The 15,957-nt window shown below is 68.1% G+C and carries 13 protein-coding genes; 3 read left to right on the plus strand and 10 right to left on the minus strand.

Annotation, left to right across the window (positions count from 1 at the left end; all coding sequences use genetic code 11):
* The first annotated feature begins 64 nt into the window (after nt 1-64).
* Nucleotides 65-4,096: a trypsin-like peptidase domain-containing protein gene (locus tag ACQEVG_RS35690; protein WP_432993135.1), complete on the plus strand. Its 4,032-nt coding sequence runs from the start codon at nt 65-67 to the stop codon at nt 4,094-4,096.
* A gap of 15 nt (nt 4,097-4,111) precedes the next feature.
* Here the strand turns inward: ACQEVG_RS35690 and ACQEVG_RS35695 are convergent, their stop codons facing one another.
* From ACQEVG_RS35695 to ACQEVG_RS35705, 3 genes are all read right to left on the minus strand, one after another.
* Entirely contained in the window at nt 4,112-4,930 is an 819-nt protein-coding gene (locus ACQEVG_RS35695) for a rhomboid family intramembrane serine protease (protein ID WP_432991699.1), read from the minus strand.
* A 52-nt stretch (nt 4,931-4,982) separates the two neighbouring features.
* Nucleotides 4,983-5,927: a DUF5996 family protein gene (locus ACQEVG_RS35700; RefSeq protein ID WP_432991701.1), complete on the minus strand. Its 945-nt coding sequence runs from the start codon at nt 5,925-5,927 to the stop codon at nt 4,983-4,985.
* Between the two features lie 154 nt (nt 5,928-6,081).
* Entirely contained in the window at nt 6,082-7,392 is a 1,311-nt protein-coding gene (locus tag ACQEVG_RS35705; protein ID WP_432991703.1) for an alpha/beta hydrolase family protein, read from the minus strand.
* 159 nt (nt 7,393-7,551) lie between these two features.
* Between ACQEVG_RS35705 and ACQEVG_RS35710 the strand changes: the two genes are divergently transcribed.
* Together ACQEVG_RS35710 and ACQEVG_RS35715 are read left to right on the plus strand one after the other, a co-directional pair.
* On the plus strand, nt 7,552-8,541 hold the full coding sequence (locus ACQEVG_RS35710) for an ArsR/SmtB family transcription factor (RefSeq protein ID WP_432991705.1): 990 nt from the start codon (nt 7,552-7,554) through the stop codon (nt 8,539-8,541).
* Between the two features lie 195 nt (nt 8,542-8,736).
* A complete protein-coding gene (locus tag ACQEVG_RS35715) occupies nt 8,737-9,066 on the plus strand; it encodes a hypothetical protein (protein WP_432991707.1) in 330 nt (109 codons plus the stop codon).
* Nucleotides 9,067-9,110: 44 nt separating this feature from the next.
* Here ACQEVG_RS35715 and ACQEVG_RS35720 read toward each other — a convergent pair whose 3' ends face one another.
* The 7 genes from ACQEVG_RS35720 to ACQEVG_RS35750 all read right to left on the minus strand — a co-directional run bounded on the left by ACQEVG_RS35720 (nt 9,111) and on the right by ACQEVG_RS35750 (nt 15,853).
* Nucleotides 9,111-10,994 carry a sulfatase gene (locus tag ACQEVG_RS35720; RefSeq protein ID WP_432991709.1) on the minus strand — a complete coding sequence of 628 codons (1,884 nt, stop codon included), beginning with the start codon at nt 10,992-10,994 and terminating at the stop codon, nt 9,111-9,113.
* 334 nt (nt 10,995-11,328) lie between these two features.
* Nucleotides 11,329-11,679, minus strand: a complete 351-nt coding sequence (locus ACQEVG_RS35725) for a VOC family protein (RefSeq protein WP_432991711.1) — start codon at nt 11,677-11,679, stop codon at nt 11,329-11,331.
* A 36-nt stretch (nt 11,680-11,715) separates the two neighbouring features.
* The gene (locus ACQEVG_RS35730) at nt 11,716-12,342 is read right to left on the minus strand and encodes a class I SAM-dependent methyltransferase (protein ID WP_432991713.1); all 627 of its coding nucleotides are present in this window, start codon (nt 12,340-12,342) and stop codon (nt 11,716-11,718) included.
* A 75-nt stretch (nt 12,343-12,417) separates the two neighbouring features.
* Nucleotides 12,418-13,926: a glutamate synthase subunit beta gene (locus ACQEVG_RS35735; protein ID WP_432991715.1), complete on the minus strand. Its 1,509-nt coding sequence runs from the start codon at nt 13,924-13,926 to the stop codon at nt 12,418-12,420.
* A 108-nt stretch (nt 13,927-14,034) separates the two neighbouring features.
* Complete coding sequence (locus tag ACQEVG_RS35740; RefSeq protein ID WP_432991717.1) at nt 14,035-14,352, minus strand: hypothetical protein; 318 nt, start codon at nt 14,350-14,352, stop codon at nt 14,035-14,037.
* The gene (locus tag ACQEVG_RS35745; RefSeq protein ID WP_432991719.1) at nt 14,349-14,852 is read right to left on the minus strand and encodes a DUF2785 domain-containing protein; all 504 of its coding nucleotides are present in this window, start codon (nt 14,850-14,852) and stop codon (nt 14,349-14,351) included. Before ACQEVG_RS35745 ends, ACQEVG_RS35740 begins: the two co-directional genes overlap by 4 nt.
* A 152-nt stretch (nt 14,853-15,004) precedes the next feature.
* On the minus strand, nt 15,005-15,853 hold the full coding sequence (locus ACQEVG_RS35750; protein WP_432991721.1) for an HAD hydrolase family protein: 849 nt from the start codon (nt 15,851-15,853) through the stop codon (nt 15,005-15,007).
* Nucleotides 15,854-15,957 lie beyond the last annotated feature (104 nt).

Consider the following 15,957-nt stretch of genomic DNA (forward strand, 5'->3'; position numbering starts at 1 on the left):
ACGGCTGTGGATCGCGGCGGTACACGAGAGCGTCGACGATCGAACCCCGCGGGGCAGCGGCTTCGTGGTTGATACGGACCGCGTCTTGACCTGCGCCCATGTTGTGGCCAGAAGCCTGGCTGAGGGTGGAGCCCTGTGGGTCGCGTTCCCCCATGCGTGGGAGCTCGTGGACAGGCGCATCAGAGTCCGGGACGTCGTTCAGCCGTCGGCCACGGCCGAAGACGTCACCGTACTCAGGCTCGAGGAGCATGTTCCTGAAGAGCTTGTGGTGCAGCTTCGCTGCCCGTCTCCCGGAGACCTGCTGGGTGGACGCTGGTGGTCTTTCGGGTTCCCCCAGCGACTCGCATGGGAGGGCAACGCGTCGGCCGGCGTTGTCGGCGCAGAACTCGGTTATGGGGCACTACGCCTGGACACGGAGTCGACCTTTGCCGTCGAGCCCGGGTACAGCGGTGCCGGCCTCTGGTCTCCGGACTACAAGGCTGTTGTGGGCATGGTGGGCAAGGCGAGTGCAGGCAGCAAGGCGGCTACCGCCCTGTCGATGTCGTGGATCGACCGTTGCCTGCCGGAACAGAAGATCCGTTCACTTGCCGAGCGTTGGCGCGTCCAGGACGCCGGTGAAGCCGCTCTCGCGGCGTGGGGCTGGAGCCTGCAGCACGACCCGGAGGCAGGTCGGCACTGGAGACCCAGAGCGCGCGGAGTGAGCGTCGACTCTGAGCGCGGGTTCAGGTTTCGTGGCAGGGAGACGGCACTCAGGACTGTGATCGACTGGATCAGTGCGGCTCCCACACGTAGAGCCCTGCTGGTGACCGGGTCGCCGGGCGTTGGGAAATCCGCTGTTCTCGGAAGAGTTGTCACGACGGCGGACGCGGGTGTCGTGGCATCGCTGCCACCGGAAGACGATGCGGTGCGCGCGGGCATCGGGTCCATTGCTTGCGCGATCCACGCGAAAGGCAAGACTGCGCTGGAGGTCGCGACAGAGATTGCACGTGCCGCCTCCGCCCCGCTTCCCGAAATCGTGGAGGATCTTGCGCCGGAGCTACGGTCGGCGCTGTCGGGCGGAGAGTCTCGTCCGTTCACGATCGTGATCGACGCGTTGGATGAAGCTGCTACTCCCACACAGTCCCGCACGATCGTTACTCAGCTCGTCCTGCCGCTGGTTGAGACGTGCGCTGATGTCGGAGTGAAGGTTGTCGTGGGCAGCCGTCGGCGTGACGACGACGGAGACCTCCTGGCGGCTTTCGGGCTTTCGGCCGAGCTGATCGACCTGGATGAGGCTCGGTTTTTCGCGCAGGAGGACCTGCAGGCGTATGCCCTGGCGACCCTGCAACTCGTCGGCGACGAACGCCCCGGCAACCCCTATGCCGATCCTGAAGTGGCTCGTGCCGTGGCTGAACGCATCGCGGCCCTCTCGGATCAGAACTTCCTTGTCGCGGGCTTGGTCGCGCGCGGGCACGGCCTTTACGACAGCCAGGCTGTCGACCCCGGCGAAATCTCGTTCACGCCAACGGTCGACGCGACGCTGGCCAGTTACCTGGACCGTCTTCCCGGCATCAGCGGGGTGCCCGCCCGCACCGTACTGGCGGCGCTTGCCTACGCCGAAGCGCCTGGATTCACGACAGGGCTGTGGAGCACGGCAGTCGAGGCGCTCAATGGCAAGCGCCTGAACGAGCGGGAGCTGCAGTCCTTCGCGCAGTCATCCGTCGCCAACTTCCTCATTGAATCGAGCAGCGATACTCACAGCCGTGCATTCCGGCTCTTTCACCAGGCACTCAACGACTCACTCATCGCCACACGTGAGCGTTGCGGGTCCCGAGTCGCTGACGATCGTGCGCTGGCTGAGGCGTTTCGGCAGGCGGGGCAGTGTCAAGGCTGGGCCAGTGCCTCGCCCTACCTGTTGCGCTCCTTGGCCGGACACGCGTCTCGGGGACATGTGCTGGATGCCTTGCTGGGCGACGCCACTTTCCTGCTCCACGCCGACCTTCGCCGGCTGATCCCTCTCGAGCACCTTGCGGCCACGGACGAGGGTCGGCGGCGAGCCAGGCTGCTCCGCATGACGCCGGGGGCCATCGACGCCGGTCCCGCAGACCGCGCTGCTCTCTTCAGCATCACCGAGGCTGTGGAAGACCTGGGAAAGACCTACCAGAGAACTCGAGAGTGCACCCCGTACCGGGCGCGCTGGGCCGCGGCGGATCCGGACGCCGCAGTGGCGACGTTGATCGGTCACACCGCCGGAGTGCAGGTTGTATGTGCGGTACGCAAAGGGCGGCAGCACCTACTGGCCACTGCGGCCGAGAACGGCACAGTTCGAGTCTGGGACCCCGCCACCGCCCATGAAGTATTCGCGTTTCAGACTGGCTCCTCCGACATCGCCACAGCTTGCGCAGTCCCGGCAGGGAAGGACTTGCTACTGGCCATTGCGGCTGGTGTTGGGCATAGCGAGGTGAAGGTATGGGACCCCAGCAGTGGGCACATGACGGCCGAAGTTTCGCAGCACACCGGCGAGGTGCGGACCATGTGCTCGGTTCAGCGGGGAAAGAACGCGGTGCTGGTTACGGCGACTCGCGGTTATGAGGGCGAGGTGCGCCTGTGGGAATTCTGCTCCGGCAGCGAGATCGGCGCCCTGCGGGGACACGCGGGCGGTGTCAGTTCCCTGTGTGCTGTGCAAGCCGAGGGCATGACTCTCATCGCTACCGGCGGTGGCTATGACGGCGTGGTGCATCTCTGGGATCCGGAGAACTGTGTCATATTGCATTCACTTGCAGGTCACAAGGTCGGAGTGAGCTCGATATGTGCCCTGTGGATGGATGGAAGAAAACTTTTGGCGACAGGCGGTCACGACGGAGTCGTGTGCCTGTGGGACATTGAACGAATGCAGCTCTTGGTTTCGTGGAGAGCGCACGCCGGAGAGATCCGAACTCTGAATCCCATTCGCGTAAAAGATCGGGAGCTTCTCGGATCCTGCGGAACAAACGATCGTGCGCTTCGGCTGTGGGAACCGCACACAGGCCGCCTCGAGACGGAGCGCATCGACCCCGGATGGATTCGCTCGCTGTGTGCTCTGCGGGTTCCGCAGAGGGATTTGTGCGCCATTGCTGCAGACCACAGCGGTGACAACCGCACGGTCCGGCTCATCGACCCGGGCGCGACGGAGCCGAAGGCGCGGTCGCTCAGTCCCGGTGCTGTCGACGCGATCGTTGCGTTCCCCGGAGGCAACGGCGATCGGGTGGTCACTAGGGGGCGTGACGGGATCGTCAGAGTGTGGGACCTCGATACTGGTGCGCATATCGCCCATCATCCTGAAAAGCAGGACCCTGGCGCGGTGCTCCTTCCGGTCACGGTGGGGAATGAGCATATTCTGGCCATTAATTATGCAGCGGGATTGGAGTTCTGGAAGCCGGAGGTCGGAAGAGTCCGCTTTGTCGGAGATGCAAGAAGGCATCGATTTGGTATGTCGTTACCAAATGAGAAAACGGCTTGTTTGCTCGAGGGTGGTTCAAAATCTGCCATTGCACTGTCGACCGAAAGGGGTGTTGACGTATGGGATGCCCACGAGCCCACGAGCCTGCGACACGCCTTCCACTTTCGCTCGAGGTTCCTGGTAGCAGTGAAGGGCCATGCGGGGCAGCGGCTGATGTGCAGCATGGATGGGAGAGCGGGACTCAGGGAAATGCGCCTCTGTGATCCTGATGAAGGAGTGGTCCTGGAGAAATGGAATTTTCCCCAGCAGTACTCGAAATTCTTCGGGACGGTCGAACGTGCGGGGCGTACCTGGCTGACCTATTCGTCCGGCGCCGATGGTCTGCACCTCTGGGATCCCCTGACCGGTGAATGGGAACCGTGGCCCACAGTTGATCACACCAGCGAAGTCACGGCCGTCGCCACGGTGAGAACGGGCGGGACCGAGTGGCTCTGCACCGCCGGTGGTCATGATCGAACCGTGCGCGTGTGGGACCCCGCCCGTCTCTGCTGTGTGCTGACCATTCCCACGGCTCAACCGGTGTGGGCGGTGAAGCAGGTGGGCGAGCGGTTGATCATCGGAACGCGTTCCGGCGTCATGGCACTGGAACTCGACGCGGTCGGCTTGGGTCAGACCTGACCCGGCGCAATGAGCTCACCAACGCGGTGGTACCTGCGGCCCTTGGTACCGCCGTCGCGGTTCGGGCGGGGGCGGGGTATTGGCCCGCAGCGGAAGCGCCAGCAACGCCCCGGCCACGAAACCGGCCACATGGGCGAGATAGGCAACGGTGCCGGCCTCAGCGACGCCGTAGCCGGCCGAGTAGAACGCCTGCAGGACGAACCACAGTCCCAGCACCGCCCAGGCGGGGAGCCGCAGGGGGAAGAAGAACAGGAAGGGCACCAGGCCCCAGATCCGAGCCCGCGGGTAGAGCACCAAGTAGGCGCCCAGCACGCCGGCGATTGCCCCGGACGCCCCGATCAGCGGTTCGGCGGAATCAGGGTTGGCCAGCGCGAAGCCGTACCCGGCCACGTATCCGCAGAACAGGTAGAACAGCAGGTACCGCACCCGGCCCAACCGGTCCTCGATGTTGTCGCCGAAGATCCACAGGAAGAGCATGTTGCCGAGCAGGTGCAGCCAGCTGCCGTGCAGGAACATCGAGGTCAGCACGGACAGCGGAGGGGCCTTGTCGTAGTGGGGTGGTCCAAGCAGGCACCCCGGCCCCTGGGGACCCACCGCGGGGGTCCCGGTCGGGACCAGGTCCGGTACCCGGTTGTGGATCAGCTCCCGAGGGACGGCGCCCCAGCGCTCGAGGAAGGCCTGCAGATGGCACAGTTGCGCGAGGCTGCTGTCGCCCGCGAACGAGGACACCGCCACGGGCGTGCGCAGGAACACCACCACGTTGGCCAGGATCAGCGCGTAGGTGACCCAGGGGGTGCGCCGCACCGGATTCGAGTCGTAGACGGGAATGACCACACCGGGAACCTGCCCCTATCGGCACGGAGAATCCGGCCCGGCCCCTGCCATCTCAGCCGCCCGGCCCTATCAGCTGCGGGTCGGTGATCCCGCCGGGACTGGCCAATCCGGCGATGTCCCAGCCCGCGCGTACGGCTCCGGCCTGGTACGCGCTCTCGTAGAAGGCGAGCACGGCGGCACGAGGATCGCTCTCTGCGCGGGCCGCGTCAAAGGGCAGCACGGCCAGGTGGCCGGTATTGCGCGCAACCCAGTGTGCCGACGCCGGTGTGAGCGGCTCCGCGGCCAGTGCCGCCGGCTCCGGGGCGGTGTAGGAGTAGAAAGCCGGCTCGACGAAGGTGTCGTCGCCGAACCAGAATCCGAAGCCGATGAGCTCTCGGGAGTATGCCTCCCGGGTTACCGGGTCGACCTGCGGAGGCTGGTCGATGCGACGCTCGGAGAACCGGCTGTGGGCGATGTCGAAGGTATGCCAGAAGTGGTGTACCGGGCTGGCCTTGCCCGCATAGCCGCCCGCGAATTCCTCCAGTACCAACGCCACCTGACTGAGGACCCGCCAGTAGCGGTTCGCCTGCACGGGATCGTAGGTCGCATGCTCGGTGTCCTCGGCGAACGGTCGGGCGGCATCGGGCAGGTCGTACGGCCTGGGAACGCCGAGCTCCGCCCGGACGCCCAGTGAGGCCAGCGCGGCCAAGGTCTTGTCGTGGAAGGACGCCACGGACTGGCCCAGGAGCGGAAAGGATGTCGAACTGCCGTTCAGCGTCGCGAGCACCAGTTGATGGTCGACAAAGTCGAAGTCGATGGTGAAGACCGGATTACCGTCGACCTGCCCCATTGGACGGGTGGTGATGCCGCGTCCGGTGAGGTGGAACGGAACGTTCCACCAGTGATTGCGCCGGGCACTCGCGGCGAGGCGGATTTTGCCGACGACTTGCGCGAAGCGGTGCAGCGTTTCCTTGGTGTCCCGCCAATCGGCGAGCGGTATCGGCGGGAACAGCTCCATCGCGGTCCCCTTTCTGTCCGGAGCTCCTGCTGGCCGGGCAGTTCCATGATGTCCTTGGCTCGCAGCTCCGGCATCTCGCCGGCCCCCGGGAGGCGCTCGGAGGACGGAGCGCCTCCAGAAAGGTCAGTCCCCCCGCCGGACAGCCCACCGCCGGTCAGTGTGACGGCAGATGCCGGTCGAAGAACGAGAGCACGTGCTTGCGCACCGCGGGCACCGATTCGTCCGGATCGTTCGCGCCGACCAGCTCGATCCGGTCGGCGGCGGTCATCAGCCCGGCGGCTTGCAACTGGGGTGCCATTGCGGCGTAGTCGGTGAACACCCAGTGGTTGGCGTTGTTGAGCTGCCGCCGGCGGGTGCATCCCTGCGGGTGGGCCAGCATGGCCGACCAGGAACGCTCCAATGCCTCCTCGTAGGGGAAGCCGTCGGTTCCCAGCAGGAGCAGCGGCCGGTCCACCCCGTACCGGGCGACCGGGAACAGCTTCCCTTCCTGGCCGGGCCCGTCCGGTGGGTAGTCCAGATAGCCTTCCAGGTTGATCGCCGCGCCGATCCGGCGGTCCTCGTACATCGTCTCGGCCGCCGTGGTGCCGCCGGCCGAGTGACCGTAGATGCCCACTCGCCGCAGATCCAGGGCACGACCGAGGTGCTCCGGCAATGCGCGTCCCGCCGCGTCCGGGTTCCGCCCGTCCGCCAGAACAGCCAACTGGTCCAGCACAAACCGGGTGTCCGCGATCCGGGTGCCGATCGCGGTACGGAAGAGCTTCGGATCCGCCCTGGGGTCGCTCCTGAAAACGGTCTCGCGGATGACCTCGTCCCTGTATGCCGTCGTGCCGGGGAACTCGACCTCGCCGGCATCCCCCGGGTGATCGATGGTCACCACCACATAGCCGTGGCCGGCGAGCTCTTCGGCGAGCCCGGCGCCCATCGTGCGCGGATCGCCGCCGCCCGGGCTGTACAGCAGCACCGGTCGCCGCAGGGCCTGTGCCGGCGCGCCCATGTGCGAATGGCTCCTGGTGGCTGCCCAGTTCACACCCGACGCCGGCAAGTGGTGCACGGGTACGTCGATCTGCTTGAACGCTTCCGCGGCACCTTCGGTCATCTGTGGTGCGACCGGGTAACCGCGGACGGTGCGGGCCGGATAGAACACCGTGACCATCACTTCCCGAACGGGGATTGTGGGCTGCCACGGGTCGCGCCTGGAACGATCCACCAGATACAGCGTGGTGACCCCGATCCGATACGGGCCGGTCGGCCTCGGCAACCGCAAGGTGACGTCGTCCGCGGCCTGTGCCCGCGCTACGCGCCCGCCGCCCGCGACCAGCAACGCGGCGGCCAGTACTGCGGACTTGGTGACGGTCCGCCGGTCCACTCCGGCGACACCCTCACCCCCGGCAACGACATCGAGGCCTCCCTCGGGCCCCTCGGTTCGGACTACCCGCTCACCGTCGCCGGACGTGTGACGAAACATGACTCCCCTTATGCCGCTGTGACTTCAGTTCTTGCGCCTTCCGGCGGCCCCCTGAGTGAAGTGAAGGGGGCATGACTGGAATGCTGGCGGCCGACGGGGAGTGCGGGCGAGCGTTTAGGCACTGCCCTAAACGATGGCGCAGTGCCTCCAGGGGGAGTAGTGATGCGGATCCATTTCACGGCCGACGACCTCGCGCGGGTCCGGTTCGCGCCCCGGCCGGCCCCGTTGCTGGAGCTGAACGTAGCCCTCATGAGGATGTGCCGTCCCGACGACGAGCTGCTCCTCGGTCGCTGGAGACGACGGCTGCTGCACTCGTTGCCGGTCGCCGTAGGGCCGCTGAGTGACCTGGTTCCGGCGGAGGCAGCCCCGAAATTCATCGACGTGTTCAGCGGCACTCTGAAGGAGGGACTGGACACCGTCCGCGCCTCACGCCCGGAACTGGTCCGATCCGAAATCGAGCGCGTGTACGCCAAGCACGCATCCCCGGCTCCGCTGTGGATCCGCGATCTGCACCGGGGCGATGCCGATGCCTGGCAACTCCTGCGCGGGGCACAGCACGCGGCTTTCGAGACAGTACTGCGCCCCGTGTGGCCCTTGGTGCAGGACCTGCACCAGACGGAGTTCACCGGCCATGCCCTGACCGTGGCTGAGCACGGCATCGGCGCCGCACTCGCCGCCCTTGTCCCGGGCACCCGGCTGGACGAGGGCGGCGTCTGGGAGTTCGAGGGGCCCGATGAGCGGGACATCAAGCTGCTCGGTCGCGGCGTGGTGCTCCAGCCCACCTTCCACTGGACCGGCCATCCCCTCATCTCCGACCTGCCCGACCGCCCCTTGTACCTGACCTACCCGGCCGGCACGGGCTTGCCGCTCGCGCCGGCCGGGGCGGGCGGCACGGACGACGCGCTGGCCGCCGTCCTCGGGCGAACCCGCGTCGACATACTGCTCCTGCTCGCGGAGGAGCACACCACCGGCGAGCTCGCCCGGCGGCTGCGCGTCAGCAATGCAACCGCTTCCACTCACACCGCCGCGCTGCGCGGCGCGGGCCTGATCACCACGGTGCGCGCGGGACGGGCGGTCCTGCACGGGCGCACGGCTCTGGGGAGCCTGCTGGTTCAGCGACGTGGTGGAACGCGGAGCGTGAACCACTGACGTTCCGGCAGGCCTTTGGCGGGGAAGCGCGGTCTCCGGGCCGGTCGGAGCGTGGTGATGAGCCCGTCCCGGCCTGGCCGTGATGACCCGTACGCCCTTTGGCCGAACTCCCGTCAGGGACTCCTTCGGAAGCGGAAGTGCGCAATCCGCACTGGCGCGATCGCAGCACAGGGCGCTGCATCTTAGGATCGGCGCATGTCCAAGCACGCAGACTCACCGCTGTCCCTCTGGTCTCAGGACTCTGTGCTGTCGATCGGCTCACAGGGCTCGGTGCTCTCCATCGGTTCGGTCGGATCCGTCCTGTCCGTCGGCTCGGTCGGCTCGGTCCTGTCGCTCGGCTCCATCGGCTCCGCCCTCTCGCTGATCTCGGCCGGCTCCTGGCTGAGCACCGGCTCGGTGCTGTCCGCCCAGTCCCGGTGGTCCGCACTGTCCTGGCGGTCCAGCCGGGGCTTCCTGGCCGCCGGGGTGGTCGCGGCGGTCGCCTGTGCGGCGCTGGCGGGCGTGCCGTCCTCCAGGCCGAGGTAGGCCCGGAGGACGAGCAAGTCAGCAGAGGCTTCGAAGGCGGGCCGTTACCGCCTCGACGGGGACGGGGACGGGGACGACGTGGCGCCGGGCTTCGGACCGTAGGCGGTCAGGAAGCGGTCGCGGAAGGTGTCCATCCGCCAGACCGGAGCCTTCGGGCCGGGCTTGAGGCCCTCCTGCCAGCGCCAGCCGGAGATCCGGTCCAGCACGGCCGGGTCATGGGCGACGATCGCGATCGGTACGTCCCGGCTGGCGTTGTCGCCGGTGACGATCGGTGCGGGCTGGTGGTCGCCGAGGAAGACGAGCACGGTGTTGTCCTTGCCGTACTTCTCCACGTAGGAGATGAGGCTGGTCACCGAGTACTCGATGGAACGCCGGTACTCGTTGCGCACCTGGTTGGGGTCCTTCCACACCTCTTTGGGATCCTTGCCCTCCTTGCCGATGGCGTTGTAGACCGAGCCGTCACCGACCTTGTCCCAGCCGATCATCCTGGGGAGCGGAGCCCACGGATTGTGGCTGGAGACGAGGATGATCTCGCTCATCAACGGCTTGGGGCCCGGCTTGCCGTGCTCCAGGCGTTCAAAGCTCAACAGGCTGTACTGGTCGGGTACGGGCGCCCAGCTGAACCTCGGGCCCTTGTACCCGAGCTGCCGGGAGTCGTAGATGTTGTCGAGGCCGTAGAACTGCCCCTCCGGCCAGGCCCGGGTGACGCCCGGCATGATGCCGACCGTTCGCCAGGCGTTGGCACGCTGGAAGGCGCCGGTGAGGGACAGACGGTCGCTCGAGGTGACGGTGCGGTAGCGCTGCTGGTTCTTGATCCACAGGCCCGACATGAAGGTGGAGTGGGCCAGCCAGCTGCCGCCGCCGAACGTCGGTGAGGTGAGGAAGGCGCTCCGGGAGGAGAACCCGGCCGCGCGCAGCCTGTTGGTCCCGTCCGCGAGCACCGCGCCGACCTGCGGCGCCATCCTCGGGTCCTCGACCGCGCTGCGGCCGTAGCTCTCAATGAAGGCGAAGATGACGTCCTTGCCGCGCAGCCCGGTGAGCAGCTGGTCGGCCGGGGTGTCACGGAAGGCGTCGTCGGCGATCTCCTTCGGGAACGCCTGCTCGTCCTTCAGGCTCGCACGCACCTGGTGCGCACGGTCCTGGACGAACTGGGCCGTGTTCCTGGAGGCGACCGGTGCGCCGGCGATCTGCACGCCGAGCGCCGCGAAGGTGATCCAGGCGGTCGCGAGCACCAGGGTGGTACGGGTCGTTACGGCGCGGTGCCGGACTATGAGGTGGCTCAGCCGGACGACCGCCAGCGTCATGAGGACGAGCAGGGCGACAACGAGGGCCACGACGCCGATCACGGCACCGATCGCGCCGGCCTGGCCGACCGAGTCCCTGAGGAACGACTCGGCATCGTCGAAGAGGATCCAGTCGAGGACCAGGTCGAACGGCCGGTCGAAGACCGAGTAGAAGCCTATGTCGAGGAAGTTCAGGATGGTCAGCAGGCCGAGGCCCACCCCGCCGAGCATCGCCGCCACCCGCCTCGGCTTCGGCGGCAGGACGAGCAGCACGGCGGCGCCGAGTATCGCCTCCACCGGTATGCGCGCGAACGCGCCGGGTGTGAGGCGGGTGAGCTGGTTCGGCAGGAGGAGGGCGAAGAGCACAAGTACGGCGGCCAGGGCAGTGGTCGCCCGCGTCACGGCCCGCGCCGCGGCCGGATGCTTGTCCCGCCAGCCGCCGCCTGCCACGGGCTCGTCCGGGTCCTCACTGACGGCGTCACCTGCGGTGGCTTCCTCGTGGACGGCAGCGCTATCACCGGCGTCGGAGTCCTGATCCGCGGCAGTGTCACCCGGTATGTGCTCCGGGGAGCCGTCCGGCGTCAGACCTTCCTCCGCGGTTGCCTTGTCCTTGTTCGGCAGCTGGCGCGAGCGCGTGAAGAGCACTACCCGAAGGTCCTTCCGTGCGAAGCCCGTTGGTGACACGGCGGACCAGGCTCGGGAGGCCGGGGGCCGCCCTCATCTGTACGGCCTGCCGGCGGCTTCTGTTCAATCACCAGGGTCAGCCGCGCGGGAAGCGTACGCCCGTGCGGGTGAACCGGTAGGTGCGGGGGTGGCCTGGCAGGCGGGGCACTCGCCGGTGGTTCCGGTCCCACATCGCATCAGCGATCACTCACCGGACGGACACAGCCCATCGACTGGCCGGCCGATCAACCGACCGGCCCATCAAAGAGCCATGCTCTGCCTGCCGTTGTCGCTTTGGCGGTGCGAGGGCTGATCGTCACAGATCGGTGGCCCGTTCATGGCGGGGTTCGTACATGCCGATCTCTCCGCCGCCCGGCAGCCGGAACCTGGTCAGAAGTCCCCAGCCCGCATCGGTGATCGGCTGCGTGAACTCCACCCCGCGCGCGGTCAACTCCTCAAGAGTTGCCCCTACGTTGTCGCACATCAGGTAGAACTCGTGCGACTCCGGGCCGTCCGTGGGGTGCACGGCGATCTCGGCCGGTGGAAGTCTGAAGATGAGCCAGCCTCCACCCGCGTCCACATGCGGGTACTCCAGCACGTCCCGGAAGAAGGCGCGGTCGGCTTCCGCGTCGCGGCTGTAGATGATGACGTGACCACCATTGATCATGCGGCGAGCATAGGTGCTGCCCACCCGGGCACCGCGTCACTGGGGAGACACGGCGGTGCCGAGGGAGTCGGCGCCCATCGACTTCGGGGCGCCCTTCTCGTAGAAGACGTCCACGTCTGCAATCGTGAATCCCGCGTTACTCAGCATGTCGACGATCGGCCGGGTGAGGTGGCACCCGCCGAAGAGGCGTTTCTGCATCGGTTCGAGGCGCCGCTGCCAGCGGCGTACGTTTTCGTCCTCGGCCGGGGCCAGACCGTGCTCGATGAAGTGCAGGGTCCCGCCGGGCTTGAGCACGCGCCGTACCTCGCGCAGGGCGGTGTCGGCGTCGGGGATGGTGCAGAGCGTCCAGGTGGACAAGGCGGCGTCGAAACTGTCGTCCGCGAACGGCAACGCCTGGCCGTCCAGACCGGCGCGCTCCACAGGGATGCGCGACGACCTGACGCGTCCCTCGGCCAACTTCCATCCGACGTCGGAGGGCTCGACCGCGGCCACGCGGGTGACGGCGGCCGGATAGAAGGGAACGTTGTGTCCCGTGCCGAAGCCGATCTCGACGACATCGCCCTTCATGCCCGCGCAGACTCGCTGCCGTAGCGGCTGGGCCGTCTTGACCCCGCAGGCGACATTGATGATCCGTGGCAGGACTCGCTCGTCATAGAACCCCATCGCGGCCTCCATGTCCCCTTTGCAGCATGACACCGGCGCGGCCCGGCTGCACGGCCCCGCTGGTGCCGCCGGGTCTCACGCCACCAGGGGCCGGTCCTTTGCGGTGACGGGGGCCGGCAGCACGGTGGACCCGGTCAGATAGCGGTCCGTCGCCGACGCGGCAGCCCGTCCCTCCGCGATGGCCCACACCACGAGGGACTGTCCGCGTCCCGCGTCGCCCGCGACGAAGATCCCTTCCGTCCTGGTGCGGCCCGTCCGCCCGGCCCGCTCCGCCGTTTCGGCCGCGAAGGCCTCGTCCCGCGCGAAGTTTCCCCTGTCGTCCAGCGTCAGCCCGAGCTGCTTCATCAGACCGGTGCCCCGTTCGGGACCGGAGAAGCCGAGGGCGAGCAGGACCAGCTCCGCCGGGATCACCCGCTCGGTGTCCGGCCGCGGCCTTCTGGCCCGGGGTTCCACCTCCGTCAGATGCAGCTCGCGTACGTGCCCGGCCGGGTCTCCTTCGAAGCGGAGGGTGGCGGACGAGAAGACCCTCGGATCCGTGCCCTCCCGCCCCCGCGCCTCTTCGTGGGCATGGGAGATCCGGTAGACCTTCGGATAAATGGGCCAGGGCTCGGTGTCCGGCCGGGCGTCGCCCGGCTCCGGGTTGATGTCGAGCTGCACCACGGAGACCGCGCCCTGGCGCAGGGCGGTGCCCAGACAGTCCGAGCCGGTGTCCCCGCCGCCGACGATCACCACATGCTTGCCCTCGGCGGTGACGGGGGAGGAGGCGTAGTCGCCCTCCCTGACCCGGTTGGCGAGGGTCAGGTAGTCCATGGCCTGATGGATGCCGTACAGCTCGCGGCCGGGGACGGGGAGCTCCCGCTGCTCCATGGCGCCGACGGCGATCACCATCGCGTCGTGCCGCCTTCTGAGCTCGGTGGCGTCGAGATCGCTGCCGACGTCCACACCCGTGCGGAACTTGGTGCCTTCCGCCCGCATCTGCTCGATACGGCGGTCCAGGTGCCGCTTCTCCATCTTGAAGGCGGGGATGCCGTAGCGGAGCAGTCCGCCGATGCGGTCCGCACGCTCGTACAGCGCGACCGTGTGGCCCGCCCGGGTCAGCTGCTGGGCCGCCGCCAGTCCCGCGGGTCCGGAGCCGATGACGGCGACGGTCTTCCCGCTGAGCCGCTCGGGCGGCTGCGGTGGCGCGTACCCGCGCTCCCAGATCTGGTCGGCGATGGCCTGCTCGACATTCTTGATCGTCACTGGATCGGCATTGATGGCCAGTACGCAGGCGTCCTCACACGGCGCAGGGCAGAGCCGCCCGGTGAACTCGGGGAAGTTGTTCGTCGCGTGCAGCCGCTCGGCCGCTGCCTGCCAGTCACCCCGCGCCGCGTAGGCGTTCCACTCGGGTATGAGATTCCCGAGCGGGCAGCCGCTGTGGCAGAACGGTATGCCGCAGTCCATGCAGCGCCCCGCCTGCTCGGACACCAGAGGAAGCAGCGCCTGACCCGCGTAGACCTCGTTCCAGTCGCTCAGCCGTTCCTCGACGGGGCGCGCCGGGACGGGCCGACGGGGGATCTTGAGGAAGCCGAAGGGGTCGGTCATGCGCCGCGCCTCCATCGCTCATTCGCGGTGCAATACGGCGTTCTGGCCAGCCTACGCCTGCTTTGTGCCGCTTTCATCGGCCGGAGGGCTCGAGCCGGCAGTCGGCGATCAGGCGAGCCAGCTGTAAGGCAGCCGGAGGATCGCGGCAACACGTGCGGCAACGACACGGGCGTGCGGCGGAACGCCTCCGTCGGCAAGGCCGCGCGTCAGGTGGAGATGAAGGGACTGAAGCGTGGCGAAGGTGTTGAAGGCCCACGGTGGGACCGGGCCGGGGCCGCCACCGTCGAGGGCGTCCGCCACCACGTCCAACCAGTCGGTGGCCTGCTCCGCCGTCAGGTCAGGAGCGAGCAGGATGAGACTGAGCGCGCGGGCAAGGCGTGCATCCTCCAGGTGCGCATAGCGGTAGTCCGCGTGTGCGGCCGTCATCCGGTGGGCGCACAGTTCCAGCAGTCCGGTGCGGCGGCAGGCAGGGCCTGTGCGAACGCCGAAGCCGCGTCCGCGCCATGGGCGACAGCGTGCAGCCAACCGAGGGAGTCGTCCCAGCCACGGGTGTCGCGCTCGGACGGGTACCAGGACGAGAAACCGGCATACCAGCGCTCCGCGGCCGCCTCCGGCACGGTGCCAGGGACGGCGTATCCGCGCGTCAGAACGCACCGGAGAACGAGCGGAGCGAAGGTGCGGGCCTGAATCTCAGGATGGGTGAAACGGTCCGCGGCAGTGTCACCGAGGTCTGCCAAGACCTCATCGAGGTGCCCTTCCCGTATCCAGCGCGCGGCGGCGGTGTAGGCATGATCGTCACGGACCTCGGGGTCGGGAGACACGAGCATGGCCGACACTTCGTCGCGGATCCGGGAGGCCGATACGGCGTCGGGGAAGGGGAAGCCCTCGGCGGCGATCGCCGGCCAGTGGACAAGATCCGTACTCACCGCAGCAGCTTTCCACGCGACCGCGGAGACGGGCAAGGAACCGGGTCGAACCCGCCCAGTAGCCACACCAGTTGTGAGAAGGGTGCGGAGCAGCGGGTACGCGGTGCTGTGCAAGAGGCCCAAGTCCGGGCGTACCGACCGGACTTCCGCGATCACCGGTCGTGGCTGCGGCTTCGGGTGCGCCGAGCGGGCGAGGCCTCGCTGAAGAGCTGTTCGAGGATGAGGGCCACCCCGTCATCCTCGTTGGAGGCGGTGTGCCGCGGCACTGCGGAGAGGACTGTCGGGTGGGCGTTGGCCATGGCGTAGCCGGTACCCGCCCATTGCAGGATGGTCAGATCGTTCGGCATGTCACCGAAGGCGACGACTTCCGAGGAGTCGATTCCACGCGCGGCGCACAGAGCGGAGAGAGTGCCCGCTTTGCTGACGCCCGGCGCGCTGATCTCCAGCAGACCCCGGCCGCCCGAGTGGGTGAACTGCGCCACGCCGCCGACCGACGCTTCCGCGAGGGCGAGCAGGAAGTCCGCATCGAGCTGCGCCGACCAGGCAAGCAGCTTGGTGATGGGGACGTCGGTCAGCCACAGGTCCAGCAGGGACGCCACCGCCACCTCGGTGTCGGCGCCTCCGGGGAAGCGCAGACCGAACCCCGGTTCGTACAGGACCTGGTGGCCGGTCTCCACAGCGAAGCCCAGCCCCGGGGTCGCATCCGACAGCGCGGTGGCCACCTGGCGGGCGGCGGGTAGCGGCAGGGAGCGTGTCTCGATGACGGTGCGCGACGCGATGTCGTAGACAAGGGCACCGTTGCTGCACACCGCGGTCCCGACCATGCCTGTCGCGGCGGCGAGCATGTCGACGAACCGGGGTGGCCGGGCGGTGACGAGGACGACCTCGGCGCCGGCGTCAACTGCGCCGCGCAGGGCACGCAAGGTGCGTTCCGAGAGAGTGCCGCCGCGGCGCAAGAGCGTGCCGTCGAGATCGGTGGCGATCAGTCGAGGACGGTTCATCGCCCGATGCTACCGATGCCCCGGGCGTCCCCGTCCACATGCTTGGCAGCTGCCGTTGTCACGCGAGGCTGCCGTTGGCGACGACTTACCCACGGAAACACCTT

The organism is Streptomyces sp. CA-135486, from assembly GCF_050936555.1.
Classification (GTDB): domain Bacteria; phylum Actinomycetota; class Actinomycetes; order Streptomycetales; family Streptomycetaceae; genus Streptomyces.